General features: G+C 75.0%; 19 protein-coding genes. 8 read left to right on the top strand and 11 right to left on the bottom strand.

Features of this window, described 5'->3' with window-relative positions; all coding sequences use genetic code 11:
• The first annotated feature begins 60 nt into the window (after positions 1-60).
• The 3 genes from ACYVQV_RS02330 to rsgA are packed head-to-tail and all read left to right on the top strand — an operon-like array spanning position 61 to position 3,051.
• Complete coding sequence (locus ACYVQV_RS02330; RefSeq protein WP_461021645.1) at positions 61-606, top strand: DoxX family membrane protein; 546 nt, start codon at positions 61-63, stop codon at positions 604-606.
• 37 nt (positions 607-643) lie between these two features.
• The gene (aroA, locus tag ACYVQV_RS02335; protein ID WP_461021646.1) at positions 644-1,972 is read left to right on the top strand and encodes a 3-phosphoshikimate 1-carboxyvinyltransferase; all 1,329 of its coding nucleotides are present in this window, start codon (positions 644-646) and stop codon (positions 1,970-1,972) included.
• Positions 1,969-3,051 carry a ribosome small subunit-dependent GTPase A gene (gene rsgA, locus ACYVQV_RS02340; protein ID WP_461021647.1) on the top strand — a complete coding sequence of 361 codons (1,083 nt, stop codon included), beginning with the start codon at positions 1,969-1,971 and terminating at the stop codon, positions 3,049-3,051. The genes aroA and rsgA overlap by 4 nt, the downstream gene beginning before the upstream one ends.
• Before the next feature lie 21 nt (positions 3,052-3,072).
• Here the strand turns inward: rsgA and ACYVQV_RS02345 are convergent, their stop codons facing one another.
• A complete protein-coding gene (locus ACYVQV_RS02345) occupies positions 3,073-3,540 on the bottom strand; it encodes a DUF2231 domain-containing protein (RefSeq protein ID WP_461021648.1) in 468 nt (155 codons plus the stop codon).
• A 72-nt stretch (positions 3,541-3,612) separates the two neighbouring features.
• A complete protein-coding gene (locus ACYVQV_RS02350; protein WP_461021649.1) occupies positions 3,613-3,906 on the bottom strand; it encodes a DUF2087 domain-containing protein in 294 nt (97 codons plus the stop codon).
• A 90-nt stretch (positions 3,907-3,996) separates the two neighbouring features.
• Here ACYVQV_RS02350 and hisN point away from each other — a divergent pair, with 90 nt between their 5' ends.
• Positions 3,997-4,869, top strand: coding sequence for a histidinol-phosphatase (hisN, locus tag ACYVQV_RS02355; protein WP_461021650.1), 873 nt, complete (start codon positions 3,997-3,999; stop codon positions 4,867-4,869).
• Between the two features lie 684 nt (positions 4,870-5,553).
• Here hisN and ACYVQV_RS02360 read toward each other — a convergent pair.
• Positions 5,554-7,134 carry a DEAD/DEAH box helicase gene (locus tag ACYVQV_RS02360; RefSeq protein ID WP_461021651.1) on the bottom strand — a complete coding sequence of 527 codons (1,581 nt, stop codon included), beginning with the start codon at positions 7,132-7,134 and terminating at the stop codon, positions 5,554-5,556.
• 385 nt (positions 7,135-7,519) lie between these two features.
• Here ACYVQV_RS02360 and ACYVQV_RS02365 point away from each other — a divergent pair, with 385 nt between their 5' ends.
• Complete coding sequence (locus tag ACYVQV_RS02365) at positions 7,520-7,675, top strand: DUF6131 family protein (RefSeq protein WP_461021652.1); 156 nt, start codon at positions 7,520-7,522, stop codon at positions 7,673-7,675.
• A gap of 171 nt (positions 7,676-7,846) precedes the next feature.
• Here the strand turns inward: ACYVQV_RS02365 and ACYVQV_RS02370 are convergent, their stop codons facing one another.
• From ACYVQV_RS02370 to ACYVQV_RS02380, 3 genes are all read right to left on the bottom strand, one after another.
• Positions 7,847-9,538 (bottom strand): alpha-amylase family protein, encoded by a 1,692-nt coding sequence (locus ACYVQV_RS02370; protein WP_461021653.1) that lies wholly within the window; start codon positions 9,536-9,538, stop codon positions 7,847-7,849.
• Positions 9,535-10,515, bottom strand: a complete 981-nt coding sequence (locus tag ACYVQV_RS02375) for a TIGR03885 family FMN-dependent LLM class oxidoreductase (RefSeq protein ID WP_461021654.1) — start codon at positions 10,513-10,515, stop codon at positions 9,535-9,537. Before ACYVQV_RS02375 ends, ACYVQV_RS02370 begins: the two co-directional genes overlap by 4 nt.
• Before the next feature lie 66 nt (positions 10,516-10,581).
• Entirely contained in the window at positions 10,582-11,994 is a 1,413-nt protein-coding gene (locus ACYVQV_RS02380; protein WP_461021655.1) for a M1 family metallopeptidase, read from the bottom strand.
• Between the two features lie 310 nt (positions 11,995-12,304).
• On the opposite strand from ACYVQV_RS02380, the gene ACYVQV_RS02385 reads away from it, so the two are divergent.
• Entirely contained in the window at positions 12,305-12,940 is a 636-nt protein-coding gene (locus ACYVQV_RS02385; protein ID WP_461021656.1) for a M15 family metallopeptidase, read from the top strand.
• A 6-nt stretch (positions 12,941-12,946) separates the two neighbouring features.
• Here ACYVQV_RS02385 and ACYVQV_RS02390 read toward each other — a convergent pair whose 3' ends face one another.
• The 3 genes from ACYVQV_RS02390 to ACYVQV_RS02400 form a co-directional block, all read right to left on the bottom strand.
• Positions 12,947-15,175, bottom strand: a complete 2,229-nt coding sequence (locus ACYVQV_RS02390; RefSeq protein WP_461021657.1) for a DEAD/DEAH box helicase — start codon at positions 15,173-15,175, stop codon at positions 12,947-12,949.
• Between the two features lie 300 nt (positions 15,176-15,475).
• The gene (gene nhaA, locus ACYVQV_RS02395) at positions 15,476-17,359 is read right to left on the bottom strand and encodes a Na+/H+ antiporter NhaA (protein ID WP_461021732.1); all 1,884 of its coding nucleotides are present in this window, start codon (positions 17,357-17,359) and stop codon (positions 15,476-15,478) included.
• A gap of 1 nt (position 17,360) precedes the next feature.
• Positions 17,361-18,299: a pirin family protein gene (locus ACYVQV_RS02400; RefSeq protein WP_461021658.1), complete on the bottom strand. Its 939-nt coding sequence runs from the start codon at positions 18,297-18,299 to the stop codon at positions 17,361-17,363.
• A 122-nt stretch (positions 18,300-18,421) separates the two neighbouring features.
• On the opposite strand from ACYVQV_RS02400, the gene ACYVQV_RS02405 reads away from it, so the two are divergent.
• The gene (locus ACYVQV_RS02405; RefSeq protein ID WP_461021659.1) at positions 18,422-18,850 is read left to right on the top strand and encodes a DUF1801 domain-containing protein; all 429 of its coding nucleotides are present in this window, start codon (positions 18,422-18,424) and stop codon (positions 18,848-18,850) included.
• A 10-nt stretch (positions 18,851-18,860) separates the two neighbouring features.
• Here the strand turns inward: ACYVQV_RS02405 and ACYVQV_RS02410 are convergent, their stop codons facing one another.
• Entirely contained in the window at positions 18,861-20,561 is a 1,701-nt protein-coding gene (locus ACYVQV_RS02410; protein WP_461021660.1) for an FAD-dependent oxidoreductase, read from the bottom strand.
• A gap of 103 nt (positions 20,562-20,664) precedes the next feature.
• The gene (locus tag ACYVQV_RS02415) at positions 20,665-21,294 is read right to left on the bottom strand and encodes a TetR/AcrR family transcriptional regulator (RefSeq protein ID WP_461021661.1); all 630 of its coding nucleotides are present in this window, start codon (positions 21,292-21,294) and stop codon (positions 20,665-20,667) included.
• A gap of 99 nt (positions 21,295-21,393) precedes the next feature.
• On the opposite strand from ACYVQV_RS02415, the gene ACYVQV_RS02420 reads away from it, so the two are divergent.
• Complete coding sequence (locus ACYVQV_RS02420) at positions 21,394-21,858, top strand: SRPBCC family protein (RefSeq protein ID WP_461021662.1); 465 nt, start codon at positions 21,394-21,396, stop codon at positions 21,856-21,858.
• Positions 21,859-21,872 lie beyond the last annotated feature (14 nt).

Here is a 21,872-nt window from a genome sequence, read left to right on the forward strand (position 1 = left end):
GTCCCGAGGCACCGGCGGGACGGGATGCCGCCGGGCCGCGTTTGCGGTAGGCAAGGACCCATGACCCTCGTGCGCCGCCTCGCCCGCCCGCTGCTCGCCGCGACCTTCGTCCAGGGTGGCCTGGACCAGCTCCGGCACCCCGGCCCCAAGGTCGACGCCGCCCGGCCGCTGGTGGCCAAGGCCGCCGGTCCGCTGCACCTGCCGAACGACCCGGAGACGCTGGTGCGCGCCAACGGCGCCGCGATGGCCGGTGCGGGGGCGCTGCTCGCGCTCGGCCGGCTGCCTCGCCTGTCCGCGGTGGTCCTGGCGGCGACGATCGTCCCGACCACGTACGCGGGTCACCAGTTCTGGGCCGAGTCCGACCCGGAGCGCAAGCGCCAGCAGCGGCAGCACTTCGTCAAGAACATGGGCCTGCTCGGCGGCGCGATGCTCGCGGCGGTCGACACCGAGGGCCGCCCGGGCCTGGCCTGGCGCAGCCGCCGGGCCGCCAAGGACGCCAAGAAGGCCGCCGGGCACGCCCGCAAGGACGCGCGCCGCGCGACCAGGTCGGCCCGCCGCGAGGCCAAGGCGGCCGCGCACCGTGCCGGGGACGCCGTCCACCGGTGAGCCGCCGGCCGACGGGTCGTCGTTACGCTGGCGGCCCATGACCTCAGGAGACTGGTCCGCCCCCGTCGCCACCGCGCCCCTGCGCGCCCGTGTGCGGCTGCCCGGGTCGAAGTCCCTGACCAACCGCTACCTCGTCCTGGCAGCCCTGGCCTCCCAGCCCTCCCGGCTGCGTGCGCCGCTGCGCTCACGCGACACCGCGCTCATGGTCGAGGCGCTGCGCTCCCTCGGTGTCGGTGTCGAGGACGTCGACACGGTGCAGGCGGCGCAGGGCGAGGAGCCCGACTGGCTGGTCACGCCGGGACGGCTCCGCGGCGGCTCGCACGTCGACTGCGGCCTGGCTGGCACCGTCATGCGCTTCCTGCCGCCCGTCGCCGCGCTGGCGGACGGGCCGGTGCTGTTCGACGGCGACGCCCGGGCGCGCGAGCGCCCGATGGGTCCGGTGCTGGACGCGCTGCGCGACCTCGGCGTCCGGGTCGACGACGGCGGGCGCGGCAGCCTGCCGTTCACCGTCGACGCCACCGGCCGCGTCCGCGGTGGCTCCGTCGAGCTCGACGCGTCGGCGTCCAGCCAGTTCGTCTCCGGCCTGCTGCTGGCCGGCGCCCGGTTCGACGAGGGCGTCACCGTCCGGCACGTCGGCCCGCCGATCCCCTCCCAGCCGCACGTCACCATGACCGTCGAGTCGCTGCGCGACGTCGGTGTGGTGGTCGAGGAGCCCGAGCCCGACGTGTGGCGGGTCGAGCCGGGTGAGGTCGCCGGCCTGGACGTGCAGGTCGAGCCCGACCTGTCGAACGCCGGCGCGTTCGTCGCCGCGGCGGCCGTCGCCGGCGGGGAGGTCACGGTCCCCGGCTGGCCGCAGTGGACGACGCAGGCCGGCGACTCGATGCGCGACCTGCTCGACCAGATGGGCGCCGAGGTCAGCCTCGACCGGGACGGGCTCACCGTCCGCGGCACCGGCGACCTGTACGGGATCGACGCGGACCTGCACGAGTGCGGCGAGCTGACCCCGGTGCTCGCCGCCGTCGCCGCGCTCGCGGACTCGCCGTCCCACCTGCACGGGGTGGCGCACCTGCGTGGTCACGAGACCGACCGGCTCGCGGCGCTGGCGACCGAGCTCAACCGGCTGGGGGGCGACGTCACCGAGACCCAGGACGGCCTGGTGATCCGGCCCCGCCCGCTGCACGGCGGCCTGTTCCGCACCTACGACGACCACCGGATCGCCCAGGCCGCGGCCATCGTCGGCCTGAGGGTGCCGGGGGTGGTGGTGGAGAACGTCGGGACGACGGCCAAGACGCTGCCGGGCTTCACCGCGCTGTGGGGGTCGATGCTCGGGTCCGCTGCCGTGACCGAGGAGGGCCGCGTCGGGTGACGCCGCCCGCGGACCGCTCCGGGGGCCGGCTCAGCGGCCGGCTCGGGCGCTACGACGAGAGCGACGTGAAGGTGCGCCCCAACCGGCGCGGGTCGCGGCCCCGCACGAAGGAGCGGCCGGAGCACGCCGACGCCGTCCCGGGCGTCGTGGTGGCCGTCGACCGCGGCCGCTGCACGGTGCTCGTCGAGGAGGGCGGCACCGACGAGCGGCTGGTGACGGCGATGCGTGCCCGCGAGCTGGGCCGCACCGGCATCGTCGTCGGCGACCGGGTCGCGCTCGTGGGCGACACGAGCGGGACGCCGGACACCCTGGCCCGTCTGGTCCGGCGCGAACAGCGGTCGACGGTGCTGCGCCGCACCGCGGACGACACCGACCCGGTGGAGCGGGTCCTCGTGGCCAACGTCGACCAGCTCGTCGTGGTGACGGCCGTGGCCGACCCGCAGCCGCGTCCGCGAATGGTCGACCGCTGCCTCGTCGCGGCCTACGACGCCCGGCTCGACCCCCTGCTGTGCCTGACCAAGGCCGACCTGGCCGACCCGGCCGAGTTCCTCGCCGGGTACGCGGACCTCGACGTGCCGGTCGTGACCACCCGTCGCCCCGCCGGGACGGTCCACGACCCGATCGGGCTGGACCACCTGCGGCACGCCCTGGCGGGACGACGCAGCGTGCTCGTGGGCCACTCCGGGGTCGGCAAGTCGACGCTGGTCAACGCCCTCGTCCCCGACGCGGGTCGTGCCACGGGCGAGGTGAACGACGTCACCGGGCGCGGGCGGCACACGTCCTCGTCCGCCGTGATGCTGCGCCTGCGCGACCCCGACGGCACGCCGGCCGGCTGGGTCGTCGACACCCCCGGCGTCCGCTCGTTCGGCCTGGCGCACGTGGACCCCCAGCGGCTGCTGGGCGCCTTCCCGGACCTGGCCGCGGGCAGCGACGAGTGCCCCCGAGGGTGCACCCACGACGAGCCGGAGTGCGGCCTCGACGCCTTCGTCACCGCCGGCGGGGCCGGACCTGCCGGCCCGCACCGGCTGGAGTCGCTGCGCCGGCTGCTGCGCTCGCGCACCGGCGGCGACACGGACTGACCGGCCGCGCGGCTGGGGTGGTCAGGTCGTCGTGTTCTCCACCACCGGCTCCCACACCGCGCGGGCACCGCTGTCGCCGACCCGGACCGTCCACACGGTGGCCGCGAGCCCGGCGACCACGGCGAGCACGAGCACCGTCGTGGCCAGCGGCCGGCGGTGGCGTACCACCGGGACGAGCACCGACACCACGAGCAGGCCGAGCACGAACCAGGGCAGCACCTCGCCCAGGTCGGAGTGCTCCTCGACGACCGCCTCCCCCACCCGCCGCTCCAGCGCCTCGCCCGACTGCGTGGCGACCCAGGCCACCACGAGCAGGACGCCGTTCAGCGCCGCGACGGCCCACGCCGGGCGCGACCGCCAACGCGGGACCGCCGCGACGGCGACGGTCAGGAGCGACGCGACGGGGACACCGACGACCACCGCGTGGACGACGAGCACGTGCACGGGCAGGCCGGCGACGGTGTCGAAGACGCCGCCGGCGGTGGTCATGCCGTCATCCAACCGGTCCGGAGCCTGCGCCGCCACGGGGACGCCCGGTCCCGTCACGACGTCACGGCCGCGTCAGACGGTCCCGCCGGTCCGCCAGTACACCCCGCCGTCCCGGGCCATGAAGCCCTCGTCGACGAGGTAGCGCCGCAGCATCGCGTGGTCGTCGCTGAAGGCGTGCAGCAGCGCGTTGACCTCGGTCTCGGGGTAGCGCACCCCGGGCTCGAAGACGCGGCAGACGTGGTCGAGCAGCACCAGGCGCTTGGAGTGCTTCGCGGGCATCCGGCGAATCCGGCCGCACTCGTCGAGGAACGCCCGCAGCACCCGGTCGCGGTCCTTCAGCGCCTGCACCAGCGGTACCCGGTCCATCCCCCGATCATCCCGCCACCGGCCCGGTGGGTACGCGCCGGGTCCGGCGAATCCCGGCCCCCGCGGCGCCCGGACGGTACGGTGCGCGTCGTGAGCACCGAGTCGCTGCGCCGTGTCGCGTCCTACGACGACGACCTGCGGCTGGCCCACGTCATCTGCGACCAGGTGGACGGGCTGACGACGTCCCGGTTCAAGGCCCAGGACCTGCACGTGGAGACCAAGCCCGACCTCACGCCGGTGTCCGACGCCGACCGCAGCGCCGAGGAGCTCGTGCGCTCCCAGCTGCGCCGGACCCGCCCGCGGGACGCGGTCGTCGGCGAGGAGATGGCGAGCACCGGCCACGGCGCGCGCCAGTGGGTGGTCGACCCGATCGACGGCACGAAGAACTTCGTCCGCGGCGTCCCGGTCTGGGCGACGCTCGTCGCCCTGGTGGACGACGGGGTGCCCGTGCTGGGCGTCGTGTCGGCGCCCGCCCTGTCGCGGCGCTGGTGGGCCGCCACCGGGTCGGGGGCGTGGACCGGGCGCTCCCTGTCGTCGGCGTCGCGGATCCACGTGTCGTCGGTGACCGACCTCGCGGACGCCTCCCTGTCGTACTCCAGCCTGACGGGCTGGGAGGAGCAGGGGCGGCTCGACGGCTTCCTCGACCTGACGCGGCGGGTGTGGCGGACCCGGGCCTACGGTGACTTCTGGTCGCACGTCCTGGTCGCCGAGGGCGCCGTGGACGTCGCGTGCGAACCCGAGCTCGAGCTGCACGACATGGCGGCGCTCGTCCCGATCGTCACCGAGGCGGGGGGCAGGTTCACGTCGCTGGACGGGGTCGACGGCCCGTTCGGCGGCAACGCGGTGACGACCAACGGGCTGCTGCACGACGCGGTCCTGGAGCGCCTGGCGCGCAGCAGCGACGCAGCGGACGACGCCGACGTCCACCAGCGCAGCAGCACCGGCGCCAGCAGCAACGCGTAGAGGTCGAACCACCCGTACCCGCCGGCGGCACCCGAGGGCGGGTTGCCCTGGCTGACGACGCCGAGCACCGGGTCGTGGGTGGCCCACGCCCACGTCCCCAGGTACGTGCCGACGAGCTCGAGCCAGCTGACGACGACGAAGGCGCCGACGTACAGCGTCCGCGAGCGGCCCCACAGCAGGAAGCCGACGAGGCAGGCGAACCAGAACGCCCCGAGGTCGTCGCGCCGGTCGGCCAGCAGCACGCCGTGCAGCGCCCACGCGCCGCCGACGACGACGGTGGCCGCGACGAGGGCCCGCCGGTAGCGCCGGAACAGCGGGGTCCGCCCGAGGGCGAGGGCCGCCAGGTAGACGAGCCCGTGCCCGGGCGGGACGTAGGCGGGCACGTTGCCGAGCCGGTACGTGTACGCCTCGAGCGTGGGCGCGAACGTGTACTCCACGAGCGTCGCGAGGACGACGACGACACCGGTCTGCACCCGCACGAGCGGGGTCTCGCGGCGCAGCAGCCCCACCAGCACCGCCCAGGTCAGCCCGCCGAGCAGCAGCTGCTCGCGGAGGGGGCCGGAGGTGTCCAGGAGCAGGACGACGCCGATCCACGCCATCACCCCGCCCGCGAGGGCGAGGTCCGGGCCGCTGCGGTCCGGTGCCGTGGTCGGCGTCGTCGCTGCGCGGGCTGTCACCCGCCGATCATGCCGGACGACGTCCCGAGCGGTTCTGCTGGCCACCGCCGCGGGGGCCGCCGGAACGGGAGCCACCCGACCGGGCGGCGCCGTTGCCGGGGCCGCCGCTGCGGCGCCGCGGCGGGCGCCCTCCCTCGCGGCGGCCGCCGCCACCCTGGCCCTGGGCGGCCGCGGCGCGCGGCGGGAGGGCCCGGACGACGACCGGCTCGCCGGAGGTGGCGAGCTCGCGCACGGCGGGGTGCCCGGCGCGGACGTCGACGAGGACGGGGTCGACGCGAGCCGCCTGGTAGAGCCGGCGCATGTCACCCACCTGGGCGTGCTGCAGCAGGGCGACGACGGTGCCGTCGGTGCCGGCCCGGGCGGTGCGCCCGGAGCGGTGCAGGTAGTCCTTGTGGTCGTTCGGCGGGTCGAAGTGCACGACGAGGTCGACGTCGTCGACGTGGATCCCGCGGGCCGCGACGTCCGTGGCCACGAGCACCCGCGGGCTGCCGGCGGTGAAGCCGTCCAGGGCCCGCTGCCGGGCACCCTGGGTGAGGTTGCCGTGGATGGCCGTGGCCTCGACGCCGTGCTTGCCGAGCTGCTTGGCGAGCCGCGACGCGCCGTGCTTGGTGCGGACGAACACGATCGTCCGCCCCGGACGCGAGGTGACCTCCGCGGTCACGGCGAGCTTCTCCTCGGCGGAGACCGTGAACGCCTTGTGCTCCATCGCCTCCACCGGCGCGGCGGCCGGTGCGACCGCGTGCACGGCCGGGTCGGTGAGGTAGCGGTGGACGAGGCGGTCGACGCCCCGGTCGAGCGTCGCGGAGAACAGCAGCCGCTGCCCACCGGCCGGGGTGGCGTCCAGGATCCGGGTGACCGCGGGCAGGAACCCGAGGTCGGCCATGTAGTCGGCCTCGTCGAGCACCGACACCTCGACGCCGTCGAGGCGGACGGCGCGGCGGTCCATCAGGTCGATGAGCCGCCCGGGGGTGGCCACGACCAGGTCGACGCCGCGCTGCAGGTCACTGATCTGGCGGCCGATGGACGCCCCGCCGTACACGGCGGTGGTCCGCAGGCCGAGCGCCCGCCCGAGCGGCTCGAGCGCGTCCGTCACCTGGGTGGCGAGCTCACGGGTCGGGACGAGGACCAGCGCGCGGGGCGCGGTGGGAACCCGCCGTCCCCCGGCCAGGCGGGCCAGCACGGGCAGCCCGAAGCCGAGGGTCTTGCCCGACCCGGTCTGGGCGCGGCCCAGCACGTCGCGTCCGGCCAGGGCGTCGGGCAGCGTGCGCTTCTGGATCGCGAACGGTGCGCGGATGCCGGTCGCCACGAGGGCGTCGACGAGCGGGGTCGGCAGGCCGGTCTCGGCGAAGGAGCGGACGTCCGGCTCGGGCTGGGCCTGCGCGGCGTCCAGCAGGCGGTCGAGCTCGCTGACCGGAGACGGCGGCTGCGTGCGGGGGGCGGTGGTGGCCGACGGGCCGCGACCGCGGCCGCGGCGCCGGGAGCGTCCCGGCCGCCCGGACGACGTCCCGCCGGCGTTCGCGGCGGACGTGCGGGCGGAGGGACGGGAGGAGCGGGCGGGGGTGTTCCCCGCCTGGGTGGGAGCAGACAAGAAGAAGGTCTCCGTAGCGGTTGGTCGGCCGCGAGACGTGGCGGTGGCTGTGACCAGCGGCACCGGGAGCGCGCTCGGCCGGTCCGTGACCGGGGCGGGCTCGTGGCTGCGAGCAGCACGCACGAGGAGCGACCGCGCGGACACACTCGTCCGCGGGAGTGGGCCGGCAAGGACGCCGACCACGTCCCCACCCTACCCCGGCCGGGCCTGCGTCCCGGATCGGCGTCCCGCCCGACGTGTCGCAGCCGTCGCGTCACGCTGCGCGTCGTTGCCGTTCCGTGTCCTGGACCACCCGGTTTCGACGAGCGGACCCCCGTCATCCCCGCCATGATCGACGCGCCACGTCACCCCCGGAGAGCCCGGGGGGTGCACAAGGAGGTAGTCGATGATCGTCCTCGGACTGATCCTGCTCATCCTGGGTTTCCTGCTCGACATCAGCATCCTCTGGACCATCGGTGTGATCCTGCTGGTCGTCGGTGCGATCCTGTGGATCCTGGGTGCGAGCGGCCGCGCCATCGGCGGTCGCAAGCACTGGTTCTAGGAGCGGGCGCGCCTCGGGGGCGACCGCTGAACCGGTGAGCGCGGCTGCCGCGCGAGCCACCGGTCGAGCGGCCCGCTGACGTCACAGGCCCCGTGCACGAGCGATCGTGCACGGGGCCTGTCGCGTCCCCCGCCCGCGGCGACCCGTCCGGGGGGCCGCCGCGGGGAGCCGTCAGTGCAGCCGGCGGGAACCCGGGTGGGTGACGCGCAGCCACCGGTAGCCGTAGCCGTCCAGCTCGACGGCGGCCCTCCCCCGCTCGTCGAGGTCGACCCTCCCGTCGGCGAGCAGGTCCGCCAGCCAGTGGTCGGCTCCACAGCCCTCCAGGGTGAGCGGCACGGTGCACGGCTCCGACGACAGGTTGTGCACCGCCACCATCGACGCGTCTCCCCACGTGCACCGGTGGGCCAGGACGTTCGGGTGCGGCTGGTCGAGCACGTCCACCTCGGACCACCCCAGCTCGGGGCACTCGCGGTAGCGACGCGCGAGCATCGAGATGAACGACAGCAGGGAGTCCGGGTCGCGCCGTTGCTCGGCCACGTTGACGTGCTCGGGACCGAAACCGCCCTGCACCACCTTCGCGGGCAGCCGTGACGGCGCGGCCGTGGAGAAGCCGCCGTTGCGTCCCGAGGACCACTGCATCGGCGTGCGGACGGCGAGACGACCGGGCTCGTCGAGGTTCTCGCCCATGCCGATCTCCTCGCCGTAGAACAGCACGGGAGTACCCGGCAGGGAGAACATCAGGGAGTAGACCATCCGGACCCGGCGCGGGTCGCCGTCCAGCATCGGCGGCAGGCGGCGGCGCAGGCCGCGGTCGTAGATCTGCATCTCCGGCTCGGGACCGAATGCGGCGAAGACCTCCCGCCGCTCCTCGTCGCTGAGCTTGTCGAGGGTGAGCTCGTCGTGGTTGCGGACGAACATCGCCCACTGGCTCTCCCGGGAGGCGTCCGGGCGGGAGCGCAGCGCCTCGACCAGCGGCCCGGCGTCCGACCGGGCCAGCGACAGGTACATCTTCTGCATCGCGACGAAGTCGAACTGCATCGTCAGCTCGTCGCCGTCCTCACCGCCGAAGTAGGCGAGCTGCTCCTCGTACGGCAGGTTCACCTCGCCGAGGAAGATGCCGTCCGCCGAGCGCCGGGCCAGGAACGAGCGCAGGTCCCTGAGGTAGGAGTGCGGGTCGGCCACGAAGCCGTCGTGGGCCGCCTCGTCGCGGTGGTCCGCCCCGACCGTCTCCAGCAGGTACGGGACGGCGTCGACCCGGAAGCCGGAGATGCCCAGCGAGAGCCAGAACCCGATGACGCGGGAGATCTCCTCCCGCACGGCGGGGTTGGCGACGTTGAGGTCGGGCTGGTGGCGGTAGAACCGGTGCAGGTACCACTCACCGGTCTTGTCGTCGTGCTCCCAGATGCCGTCCTCCTGGTCGGGGAAGACGACCTGGCCGGAGGTGTCCGGCGGCGGGTCGGACCGCCACACGTAGTAGTCGCGGAACCGCGCGTCCTTGCTGGTGCGCGCGTTGCGGAACCACGGGTGGCGGTCCGAGGTGTGGTTGAGGACGAGGTCGACGATGACCCGCATCCCCCGGTCCCTCGCCGTCCGGATCACCTCGACGAGGTGGCCGTGGTCCCCCAGGCGCTCGTCGACGCCGTAGAAGTCGGTGATGTCGTACCCGTCGTCGCGCTCCGCGGTCGGGTAGAAGGGCATCAGCCACAGGCACGTGACGCCGAGCTCGGCGAGGTAGTCGACCCGCTGCGCCAGTCCCTCGAAGTCGCCGGTGCCGTCACCGTCCCAGTCCAGGAACGTCTCGACGTCCATGCAGTAGACGACGGCGGTCTTCCACCACAGGTCGGAGGTCTCGGTGATCCTCACGCGCGCCCACCCCCGGCGGACCCGGTGAGCTGCGGGAGCACGTGCTCGCCGAAGGCGTCGAGGAAGGCGTCCTGCTCCTGGCCGACGTGGTGCAGGTACACGCGGTCGAAGCCGAGGCCGGCGAGGTCCTGGACCTGCTGGGCCAGGCGGCCGAGGTCGCTGGAGACGAGGACCGGCCCGCGCAACACCTCCGGGGGGACGTGCTCGCTGACCGCGTCGAAGACCTCCGGGGTGTCGATGTCCCAGGAGGCGGGCGGACCGGAGACGTTGGTGCGCCACTGGTCGTGGGCGATCGCGAGCGCCTCGTCCTCCGTGGGGGCCCAGGACAGGTGGACCTGCAGGACGGTCTCGCCCCCGCCACCGCCCTCGCGGTAGGCGTCCAGGACCCGTCGCAGGTGCTCCGGCGGGCCGTTGACCGTCGCCAGGCCGTCGGCCCACTCCCCCACCCAGCGGGCGGTCTCGACGCTGACGGCCGCCCCGACGATCGCCGGTGGCACCTCGGGCAGCGACCACACCCGCGCCCGGTCGACGGTCACCAGGCCCTCGTGGCTGACCTCCTCGCCCGCGAGCAGCGCGCGGATGACGTCGACGCACTCGCGCAGCCGCTGGTTGCGCAGGCCCTTGCGCGGCCACGGGTCGCCGGTGACGTGCTCGTTCATCGCCTCGCCGGACCCCATCGCCACCCACAGCCGCTCGGGGAACATGGCCTGCAGCGTCGCCATCGCCTGCGCGATCACCACCGGGTGGTACCGCTGGCCGGGCGCGTTGACCACCCCGTACGTGAGGTCGGTCGTGGCCATCGCCGCGCCGAGCCAGCTCCAGGCGAACCCGGAGTGCCCCTGGCGGGCGCTCCACGGCGCGAGGTGGTCCGAGCACATGGCCGCCTGGAAGCCGACCTCCTGGGCGCGGCGGGCGGCGCGCAGCAGCTCGCCGGGGTGGACCTGCTCGTGGGACGCGTGGAATCCGTAGGTCGTCACCGCACCGTTCCTACCCGGTGCACGGCGGCGGCGCGCGGTGAGCGGCGGTCCGCCGCGACCCGCCGCTCACCAGACGACCGGCTTGGCCCCCGTGCGCACCCAGACGTCGAAGAACGCCTGCAGGTCCCGGCCGCTGACGTCCTCGGCGACCTGCTGGAAGTCGTCGGTGGTCGCGGTGCCGTCGTCGTACCGCTGCACCCACTCGCGGGCGATGGCGAAGAACGTCTCGTCACCGACCTCGAGGCGCAGCGCGTGCAGCGTCGCGGCGCCGCGGTTGTAGACCTGGGAGGCGAACAGGCCCATCGGACCGGGTTCGGCGACGACGAACGACCAGTACGGCGAGTCCGCCGGGCGGGACATCTCGGTGTCGAACCGCACCTGCGCGGTGCGGCCGCCGTCGTGCTCCTCCCACATCCAGGACGCGTAGGTCGCCCAGCCCTCGTTCAACCAGATGTCCCTCCACCGCTCGGGGCTGACGGCGTTACCCATCCACTGGTGGGCGAGCTCGTGCGCGACGGTGCCCTCGTTCGCCCTGGTCGAGTAGATGGGCCGGGTCTGGGTCTCCAGGGCGTAGCCGAGGCTGTCGTCGTCGACGATCGCGCCGTAGGAGGTGAACGGGTAGGGACCGAACCGCTCGGCGAAGAACACGACCATCTCGCCCTGCTGCTCCAGACCGTCGTCGGCGGACGCCGGCAGGTCGGCGTCGACGGCGTCGAGGAGCGGCAGCCCGTTCGGTGCGGTGTACGTGCGCACCTCGTAGTTGCCGACCGAGGCGGTCGCCAGGTACGCGGCCATCTGGTCCGGGGCGTCCCACGACCAGGTCGTCCACCTGTCCCGGGTGGTGGTGGCGACGAGGTCCCCGTTGGCGACGGCGACGAGGCCCTCGGGGACGGTGACGTCGAAGGCGTACGTCGCCTTGTCGGTCGGGTGGTCGTTGGCGGGGAACCACGTGGACGCGCCGTCCGGCTCGCTGGCGACCATCGCGCCGTCGCGGGTGGTGACCCAGCCGTACAGGGCCCCCTCGATGTCGGTGGGCCGCGTCGTCGTGCCGCCGTAGTCGATCTCCACGGTGACGGGGACGCCGTCGCGCAGCTTGGGGCGCGGGTCGATGACGAGCTCGCCGCCGTCCTGGGAGAACGTCACGCGCTTGCCCTTGATCCGCACCCGCTCGACGTCCAGCCCGCGCAGGTCGAGGTGGAAGCGGTGCAGGTCCTGGGTCGGCACGAGGTCGATCCGCGCGGTGGCGTCGAGGGTCCCCTCGAGCGGGGCGGGCGCCGGTGCGGGCGGGGTGTACCGCAGGTCGAGGTCGTAGTGGACGACGTCGATCCCCCCGTTCCCGGCGAGCGGGAAGTACGGGTCGCCCACCCCCGGGGCGCCGGCGATGAACCGCGGGGACCCCGGCTGGCCCGGTGCCGCCGCGGCGGGTCCGCCGGCGAGCGACACGGCGAGGCCGGCCACCGCGGCCGCCCCGACCGCCACGGCCGCGGCCGGTCGTCGAGGTGCCCGCCGGGGTGCCGGCCGAGGCGCCCGTGACGCCGCCCTGGCTCGTGCCCGTTCGTCGCTGGTCATGCCGCCCACCTCGCCTGCCGGTGCCGCCCACGGGTCTCGTGGGGGTTGCGGGCCGACACTAGGCCGGTCGGGTGACGGCGCGCCACCACTTCGCTGCACCTGGTGACCGCGCGTGCCGGGCGGGTCAAGGTCCGCGCGGCCGGCACCGATGCAGCGGGGGACGACGGACCGGGCGTGTGCCCGGCCCGTCACCGACGAGCAGGACGGTGGAGGACGACGGGTGGACGGCATCGCGGCGGTCAGCGCGCGCATCGCGGAGATCCAGTCCCGCATCGCCTCGCTGCAGGCCCCGCCCGTCCCGGCCGCCGCGGCCGGCGGCGGGACGGCGTTCGCCTCCGCGCTGTCCCAGGCGGTCGTCGACCACGCCCGCGCGACGGCGGGGACGACCTCGACGACGGCCTCGGCGACGGCCCGTACGGCGGCGCCGGGCACCGCCACGGCCCCCAGCGGGCGGCTGGACGCCCGCGGCGTCCCGGTGGAGCTCGCCGCCTACGGCAACGGGAAGGTCCCCGCCTCCGCGCTGTCCCCGATCGGGCACGGCAGCCACCGGCTCTGGGCGCCTGCGGCGGAGGCGTTCGGCCGGATGGAGAAGGCCGCCGCCCGCGACGGCGTCACCATCAAGGTCACCGACTCCTACCGGTCCTACGAGGCCCAGGTGGACGTCGCCCGGCGCAAGGGGCTCTACTCCGAGGGCGGCCTGGCCGCCAAGCCGGGGACCAGCGACCACGGCTGGGGCCGGTCGCTGGACCTCGACCTCGACAGCAAGGCCCTGTCGTGGATGCGCGCGAACGCCAAGGAGTTCGGCTTCGTCGAGGACGTGCCGCGCGAGCCGTGGCACTGGACGTACACGCCCTGACCGCTGCTAGCCCTCCCCCGGCCCGGCCGCCGTGTCGAGCCGGCGCTCCGCCAGCGCGTCGGTGAGCAGGGTGACCAGCGCCTCGAGCTGGACGTCGGCCGCGGCGTCGACGTCCTCGTCGGACCCGTCGACGGCGCGGGCGGCGAGCCCGGCCTTGCTGTCGATGAGCTGGGCGATCCGGGTGTCGACGGTCTGCGCGGCGATGACCCGCCACGCCGTGACGGGGTTCTCCTGGCCGATCCGGTGCACCCGATCGATCGCCTGGGTCTGCTCGGCGTCGGTCCACGACAGCTCGGCCAGCACCACGTCGGAGGCGACCTGCAGGTTCAGCCCCACGCCGGCCGCCGTCAGCGAGCACACCACCACCGCGACGTCCGGGTCCGTGAGGAAGGCGTCGACGTTCTCCTGGCGGGCCTTCGGCGTCTGGTCCCCGCGGATCGAGGAGTACCGCAGCCCGCGGGCCGCGAAGGTCTGCTCCGCGGCGTCCATGACGTCGACGTGCTTGGCGAAGAACACGACCTTGCCGACGTTGCGGGCCAGCTGCGCGGCGTAGTCGGCGGCCAGCCCGGCCTTGGCCTGGCCGATCCGCCGCAGCACCGAGAAGACGTTGTCGCCGGTCTTCGTGGAGGTGTCGGCGCGCTCCCACCCGGCGACCTTGCGGACGAGGTCGTGGTCGATGCCGTCGGCGGGGTCGCCACCGCGGGCCACCAGCGCCGACTCGTACCGCTTGACCAGCCGGGCGGCGAGCTCGCGCTCGGCGGCGCGGATCGAGCGGCCCGACTCGTCGTCCAGCTCGACGGGCAGGTCCGCGACCCGGCGGGCGGGGATGTCGGACGCGACGTCGACCTTGCGGCGGCGCACGATGCCGGTGTCCACGACCGTCTGGCGCGCCGAGCGGTAGAAGCCCGGGTCGGACGGGACGAGGCCGTTGTCCTCCAGCGCGGCCATCAGGTCCCCGACGGGCTTGGTGTCGTCGATCCAGCCGAGGAACTGCCAGATCGCGCGGAAGTCCTCGATGTCGTTGATCAGCGGGGTGCCGGTGAGGGCCATCAGCAGCGGCCGGGCGGTCCGCTCGCGGATCCGCTGGGACAGCTCCAGGACGTGCCGCGAGCGCTGGGAGGTCTTGTTCTTGATGAAGTGGGCCTCGTCGACGACCATCGCGCGGAAGCCGTGGTCACCGAGCCAGCCGACGTGCCGGTCGAGGACCTCGTAGTTGACGACCACGACGTCGGCGAAGCCGTCGACGGTGTTGCCGTCACCGTGGACGACGGTCGTCGAGCGCCCGGGCACCCACAGCTCCGCCTCGCGCGCCCAGCTGCGCTTGACGACGTTCGGGACGACGGCCAGCAGCGGGAAGGCGTCGGCGGCCTGCGCGGCCATCAGGGCCTGCGCGGTCTTGCCGAGGCCGGGCTCGTCGGCGAGCAGGAACGTGCGGTGGCCGTCCGCGGCCGCCTGGACGACCTGGGCCTGGTGGCGCATGAGCTCCTGGCCGGCGGGGGCGCGCACGCCGGCGGGCTCGGGCAGGTCCATGCAGGACGGGCCGCCGCGCTCCTCGAAGGCGCGGAAGAGCGGCGTCAGCAGCTCCCAGCCGGCGAGCCGGCGGGCGCGGACGGGGCGCAGCGTGGCGCCGGCCTCGAAGTCCGGCTGGAGGAAGGGGTTGGCGAGCTGGCGGGACAGCACCGACTGCGGCACGACCCCGCGGGAGGGCCGGGCCGGCTCGGAGGTGGCGGCGGGCTCCGCCTCGGGCTCGGGCTCGGGGGCCGGCTCGATCCCCCCGGCGCGCAGCAGCTCGAGCCGCATGTCGTCCGCGCCGTCGGAGACCTTCGCGTCGTCGGCGAGCAGCGCCAGCAGGGACGGGTCGCGGGCGGCGACCTTCGCCAGCGAGGTGGCGATCGCGTCGAGCTTCTTGAGGTCGGCCGTGCGGCCCGGGACGCCGGTGGCGGTCTTGAGCCGGTCGCGCTCGGAGCGCACGACGAGGGCGACCGCCTGGAAGGCGTCGCGGCCGGAGCGGCGCAGGGCACCGCGCTGGGCCTGGTTCTCGACGTCCCGGATGGTCCGCGACAGGGCGTCGACGACGCTGCGGGGCCGGCTCTGCCGGCCGGCGCCGGACCTGCCGCTGGACCGGTTCGCGGAGCGCCCACCGCGTCCGCCACCCGACCGGCCGGTCGTCGGGGTGTCCGTGGTGCCGGGTCGCCCGTCGCGGCTGCCGCCGCGGCGCTGGCCTGCTCGCCCCAAGTGCTGCTCCTCCGTGGGCCGCGTGGCGGCCCGTCGAACGGCGTCGCCGTCCCGGCGCCGCCGGGGGTGCCGACGGCCGGTCCGGCCGTGTCCGCACCGGTCGGGACCGGTGCCCGGTCAGACGTGCTGACCTGCGTGCTCGTGCCGGCCGCCCGGTGGGTCTCGACCCGGGCGCCGGTCGCGTCCGCTCGGCCGGCGGCGGCGCGTCGGACGAGCGTCCAGGCGCCGGACCCGGCCGGTCGACGCCCCGCGGGCGGCGACACGTGGCGGTCGTCCCCCAGCGTACCGGTCCCGCTGCGCTCAGCGAGCGCGCGGCACCCCGACGGTCGCCTCGGCCCGGGCCTCGCGCAGCGCCCGGGCGAGGCTCGCCGCGTCGTGCGGCCCGGAGTGCCGGCGTCCGTTGACGAAGAACGTCGGCGTGCCGCGGGCGCCGCTGGCCTCCGCGCTGGCGACGTCGGCGCGGACCCGGGCGTGCAGGGCCTCGTCCTCGAGGTCGCGGACGAACGCCTCGACGTCCAGGCCGAGGTCCCCGGCGTACCCCAGCAGGTCCTCGAGCTCGAGCTCGTCCTGGTGGGCGAACAGGACGTCGTGCAGGTCCCAGAACCGGCCCTGCCGGTCGGCGGCCAGGGCGGCGCGTGCGGCGAGCTCGGCGTGCGGGTGGACGTCGTCCAGCGGCAGGTGCCGGAAGACGTAGCGCAGGTCGTCCCCGAACGTCTCGCGCAGGTCGTGCGCGACCCCGGTGGTGCGGGCGCAGAACGGGCACTCGAAGTCCCCGTACTCGACCAGGGTCAGCGGTGCGCCGACGGGGCCGCGGACGTGGTCGACGGCCGGGTCGACGTCCCGGTCCAGGACGCGGGGCAGGTCCGCGTCGCCCTCGCCGCGCAGCCGCCGTCCGGCCTGGAAGAGCACCCACCCGAGGGCGGTCGCCAGGACGGCGGACAGCAGCACGCCGACGGTGGCCCGGTCGGCCAGGTCGGGGTCGTCGAAGGCGAGCCCGGCGACGAGCAGGGACACGGTGAAGCCGATCCCGGACAGCGCTCCTCCCCCGGCGACGTGACCGGCGCGCACGCCCTGCGGCAGCCGGCCGACGCCCAGCCGCGACCCGACCAGCGATGCGCCGGCGACCCCGAGCGGCTTGCCGAGGACGAGGGCGACGGCGACACCCCAGGTCAGCGGGGAGCGCAGCGCCTCCCCGAGCAGCCCGCCCCGCAGGTCGACCCCGGCGTTGGCGAACGCGAACAGCGGCACGACGACGTACCCCGTCCAGGGGTGCAGCGCGGTCTGGAGCCGCTCGTTGACGGACAGCGCCCGGGCGACGCCCTGGGTGGCGGACCGGCCGAGGTCGACGACGGGTGACTGCCGGAAGGCGCGGAACCGCGAGGCGGCGTGCTCGACGGTCGCCCGCTCCGGCGACCGGGCGGCGACGAGCAGGCCGGCGAGCATTCCGGCGACCGAGCCGTGCAGGCCGGCCTCGACGGTGGCCAGCCAGAGCACGACGGTGACGAGGACGTACGGCGAGGCCCGCCAGGTCCGCAGCCGGCCGAGGGCGACCAGCGCGACGAGGCACCCGAGGGCGACGACCAGCCACCGGCCCTGCAGGTCGTCGGAGTAGACGACGCCGATGACGCTGACGGCGACGACGTCGTCGATCACCGTGAGGGTGAGCAGGAAGATCCGCAGCTGGGTGGCGAACCGGGGGCCGACGACGGCCAGCGCGCCGAGCATGAACGCGGTGTCGGTACCGATGACGACCCCCCAGCCGTGCCGGGCGTCGGCGGGGACGACGGCCAGGTACAGCAGCGCGGGGACGACCATCCCCGCGACCCCGGCGAGCAGGGGCAGGCGGACCCGGCGGCGGTCGGTGAGCTCGCCGACGGACAGCTCGCGGCGGACCTCGAGGCCGACGACGAGGAAGAACAGCGCCATCAGCGCGTCGTTGACCCAGTGGTGCAGGTCCATGGCCAGGCCGGCGTCCCCGACGGCGAGGGACACCTCGGTGGACCACAGCGCCTCGTACGCGCCCGACCAGGGCGAGTTGGCCCACGCGAGCGCGAGTACGCAGGCGACGAGGAGGAACGCCGCGCTGCCGGCCTCGGTTGCGACGTACCGGCGCAGCGGCCGGGACAGCTGGGCGGCGAGCGCCGTGCGCGGCCGGGGGCGCGAGGAGCCGCGGTCGTCGCTCAGCTCAGGCGTCCTTCATCCACCACGGCGCCTTGGCCGGGATCCGCTCGAGCGGCGAGTCGACCCGGCCGAACCGGTCGTCCCGGGCCGCCCAGGACCGGTACGCGTCCTCGACCTCCTCCTTCGTGCGGGCGACGAAGTTCCACCACATGAGGACCGGCTCGTCGAACGGCTCCCCGCCGACCAGCATCACCCGGGTGGGTTCGCGGACGTCGAGGCCCAGCTCGTCGCGGTCCTCGCCCAGGTACCCGAGCCGGCCGGGGGCGAGCGGCTGCCCGTTGACGGCGACACCCCCCTGCAGCACGACGAGGGCGTACTCCCAGTCGGGGCGCAGCGGCACGGTGACGGGTGCGGTCACGTCGAGCTCGACCCCGACGAGCGGGGTGTCGCGACGGGCGGGGCTGGTCAGTCCGGCGAACTCGCCGAGCAGGACGGTCGCCGTCCCCCCATGGACGTCGGCGCGCGGCAGCTCGGCGTGGTGCTCGAACCCGCCGTCGCCGCCGCGGGTGGCGTCGGGCAGGGCGACCCACAGCTGGATGCCCTCCAGGGTGCCGCGGTAGTGGCCGGTGGCCTCCTCGGAGTGGGTGATCCCGCCACCGGACGTCATGAGGTTCAGCTGGCCGGGGGCGATGACCTGCTCGGAGCCCAGGCTGTCGCGGTGCAGGACCTGCCCGTCGGTGAGCCAGGTGACGGTCTGCAGGCCGATGTGCGGGTGGGGGCCGACGTCCAGGCCGCTGTTCTCGGTCACGTCGGCCGGGCCCATGTGGTCGGCGAAGCACCACGCACCGACCGTCCTGCGGCCGCGTCGCGGCAGCGCCCGCCGCACGGTGATCCGCCCCACCCGGCTCTCGTGGGACTCGGTCACCTCCATGCACGCGTGCCCGGGGTGGCCGGTGTCGGCGACGTCGCTCGGGGCGTCGACCTCGGTGACCGGTCCGCTCATCTCCGCACCTCGTCGCTCAGGTTGGTCGCTCAGGTTGGTCGATCAGGGTTGTGGGTGCTCACGCTGCCACACGACAGTGGGCAGCGGCAGGCCGGACGACCGCGACCAGGGAGCTGGTGACGATGACGCGCTCGAAGGACCCGGAACACGCACCGAGGCTGCTGTCCGGCGGCAACCCGCAGGTCCCGAAGGGAGACGGCGAGGGACCGGTGCGGACGTACGTGGAGGCCATGCCGGGGTGGAAGCGGGACGTCGGCCGCCGCCTCGACCGCCTCGTCACCGAGACGGTCCCGGACGTGCGCAAGGTCGTCCGGTGGAACCAGCCGTTCTACGGCTTCGGCGCGGACGGGTGGCACCTGGCGTTCCGCTGCTACACCCGGTACGTGCAGGTCCAGCTGCTCAAGGGCTCGTCGCTCGACCCGGTGCCGCCGAAGGCGTCGAAGCACGACGAGGTCCGCTACCTCGACGTGCACGAGGACGACGCGCTGGACGAGGACCTGCTGCGCTCCTGGGTCGAGCAGTCCGCCCGCCTGCCGGGCACCGCCCTGTGAGCTGCCTGGGTCAGGGAGCGAGCTCTCCGACGAGGGCTGCGGTCCGCAGGTGCTCGGGGGCGGGAGCGGGGTCCCGGGGGCGCGCGTGGTCGTCGAGGTCCGCCGCCGCGCTCCAGGTGCGGTAGCCGCCGTCCAGGTTGACCGCGTCGCGCCCGTGCGCTCGCAGCAGCATCGTGGCGGTGTGGGCCCGCTGGCCGACCCCGCAGTACACGACGACCGGACCCGCGGGGACCTCGTCCAGGCGGTGGCGCAGCGCGTCCAGCTCGATGTTCACCGCTCCCGGCAGGTGCCCCGCGGCGTACTCCGCGGGGGTCCGCACGTCGAGCAGCGCCGCACCGGCGGCGACCCGCTCGGCCACCTCGTGCCACTGCACGGTGCCCGTCGTCCCGGTCAGGAGGTTCTCTGCGACGTACCCGAGCACGTTCACGGGGTCCTTCGCCGAGCCGAACGGCGGCGCGTACGCCAGCTCCAGGTCGGCCAGCTCGGGCGCGGTCAGGCCACCGCGGACCGCCGTGGCCAGGACGTCGATGCGCTTGTCGACGCCGTCGCGCCCCACGGCCTGGGCGCCGAGCAGCGTGCCCTCGGGTGCCAGGACGACCTTGAGGGACAGGGGCTCGGCGCCCGGGTAGTACCCGGCGTGGGACGCGGCGTGGGTGTGCACCACGTGGTGCTCCGCGCCTGCCCTGCGGGCACGGGCCTCGTTCCACCCGGTGACGGCCACGGTGAGACCGAAGACCTTGACGACGGCGGTGCCCAGCGACGCGGCGGCCGGGCGGGGGCGTCCGGCGATGGCGTCCGCGGCCCGGCGGCCGGCCCGGTTGGCCACGTTCGCGAGGGGGACGAGGACCGCGGAGCCGTCGACGGCGTCGACCTTCTCGGCGGCGTCCCCGACGGCGTAGACGTGCGCGTCGCTGGTGCGCTGGTCGGCGTCGACGACCACGCCGCCGCGCGGGCCGAGCCGCAGGCCCGCGGCACGGGCGAGGGTGACGTCGGGGCGCACGCCGATCGCCAGGACGACGAGGTCGGCGTCCAGCAGGCGGCCGTCGGCGAGACGGACGGCGTCGTCGGTGACCTCGGTGACCTCGGCGCCGAGCTCGAGGCGGACGCCGTGGTGGCGCAGCTCCGCCTGCACCGGCGTCACCATCTCCACGTCCAGGGGGGTCAGGACCTGCGCGGCGCGCTCGACGACGGTCACCGCCAGCCCGCGGTGGCGCAGGTTCTCGGCCGCCTCCAGACCGATGAAACCGCCGCCGACGACGACGGCGGTCCGCGCGCCGGCGTCCAGGCGCGCCACGATGGCGTCGACGTCCTCGACCGTGCGCAGCGTCGACGCGCGCTCCACCCCCGGGACCGGCGGGACCACCGGCACCGCCCCGGTGCTGAGCACGAGGTGGTCGTAGCGCTCGGTGTACGCCGTGCCCGAGGTCAGGTCGAGCACCCGGACGGTCCGGTCGGCGACGTCGATCCCGACGACCTCGGTCCGCACTCGCACGTCGATCCCGAACCTGGCGCCCAGGGACTGCGGCGTCTGCAGCAGCAGCGCGTCCCGCTCGGTGATCACGCCACCCGCGTAGTACGGCAACCCGCAGTTGGCGTAGGACACGTGGGCGCTGCGTTCGAGCACGACCACCTCCGCGGTCGGGTCGAGCCTGCGCAACCGGGTCGCCGCGGACATCCCGCCCGCGACCCCACCCACGACCACCGTCTTCACGTCCGCTCCTCGCGCTCGCCGCCCCTGGACCAGGGCGTCCGACGACCTGCAACGCCATACCCGGCGGGGTATTCCTGGCCGCGGCCGACCGGGCGACGCGCGGTCAGGTGGTCGGCCGCACCACTCCCTCGGGCGCGCCACCGCAGGCGGCGACCACGTCGAGCACCAGCCGCCGTGCCCGGTCCAGCACGGCGTCCTCGCCGAACAGCTCGCGGTGGGCGTTCGCGGCGGCGAGGTAGGCGTCGACGCGCCAGGCGTCGGTGACCGGGTCGGCCGAGCCGGCCACGACGAGCTCGGCCTCCAGCAGGTCGAGCCACTCGCGCTTGAGCCGGCGGACCGCGTCGGCGACCGGGCCGTCGCGGTGACCGAACTCGACGGTCGTGGCCGCGACGAAGCAGCCGCCGGGGAACACGCGGTCGCGCAGGTAGCGGACCCAGCTGTCGACGAGGGCGATCAGGCGGGCGCGCCCCGGTGCAGCGGTCCAGGCGGGGGCGATGACGGCGTCCCGGTAGACCCGTCGGGCCTCGGCGACGGCGGCGACCTGGATCTGCTGGCGGTCGGCGAAGACCGTGAGGATCCCGCTCTTGCTCAGGCCGGTGGCCGCGGCCAGCGAGCCCACGGTGATCGAGTCCAGACCGGTGGTCGTCGCGACGTCGGCGGCGGCGCGCGCCGCCTTGCGGCGGGTCACGTCACCTCGAGCCCGTCGTCCGTCCGCCGGTGCGCCGTGCGTCATACCGAGCATGGTAGGCGACCGTCTGGACGTACATCTTCGGGCGCGCTAGCCTTCGGGCCCACATCACGACCACTCGGTCGTAAAACACTGGAGGTCGCCGTGAGCACCGTCCCCGTCGTGAGGTCCAGCATCGAGATCGCCGCTCCCCCGGCGCGCGTGTGGGAGCTCGTCAGCGACGTGCGGCAGATGCCGCGGTGGAGCCCGACCGTGGCGTCGACCCGCCTGCGCGACGGGCACGAGCGCGTCGAGCTGGGCACCGAGTTCACCAACCGCAACGTCGACGGCGAGCTGCAGTGGACGACGCGAGGGACCGTCGTGCGCTACGAGCCGGAGCGCGAGCTGGCCTTCCGGATCGCCGACAACTGGGTGGTCTGGGTGTTCCGGCTGGAGCCCTGCGGCGAGGGCACGCTGCTGAGCGAGCACCGAGAGACCCCCGAGGGGGTGTCCGAGCTGTCGCAGCAGCTGACCGACCGCTACATGGGCGGCCAGGAGGCGTTCACCGAGCGGCTGCGCGCCGGGGTCGAGCAGACCCTCCAGCGCATCAAGGCCGAGGCCGAGGCCTGACACCGCTCCTACGA

It is taken from the genome of Thalassiella azotivora, from assembly GCF_054781695.1.

Bases quoted from the DNA above. Each gene is read 5' to 3' on its own strand.
- ACYVQV_RS02405 (WP_461021659.1), top strand. From the start codon at position 18,422: ATGACGCGCTCGAAGGACCCGGAACACGCACCGAGGCTGCTGTCCGGC.
- ACYVQV_RS02415 (WP_461021661.1), bottom strand. From the start codon at position 21,294: ATGACGCACGGCGCACCGGCGGACGGACGACGGGCTCGAGGTGACGTG.
- ACYVQV_RS02345 (WP_461021648.1), bottom strand. From the start codon at position 3,540: ATGACCACCGCCGGCGGCGTCTTCGACACCGTCGCCGGCCTGCCCGTG.
- ACYVQV_RS02330 (WP_461021645.1), top strand. From the start codon at position 61: ATGACCCTCGTGCGCCGCCTCGCCCGCCCGCTGCTCGCCGCGACCTTC.
- aroA (WP_461021646.1), top strand. From the start codon at position 644: ATGACCTCAGGAGACTGGTCCGCCCCCGTCGCCACCGCGCCCCTGCGC.
- ACYVQV_RS02350 (WP_461021649.1), bottom strand. From the start codon at position 3,906: ATGGACCGGGTACCGCTGGTGCAGGCGCTGAAGGACCGCGACCGGGTG.
- ACYVQV_RS02400 (WP_461021658.1), bottom strand. From the start codon at position 18,299: ATGAGCGGACCGGTCACCGAGGTCGACGCCCCGAGCGACGTCGCCGAC.
- ACYVQV_RS02365 (WP_461021652.1), top strand. From the start codon at position 7,520: ATGATCGTCCTCGGACTGATCCTGCTCATCCTGGGTTTCCTGCTCGAC.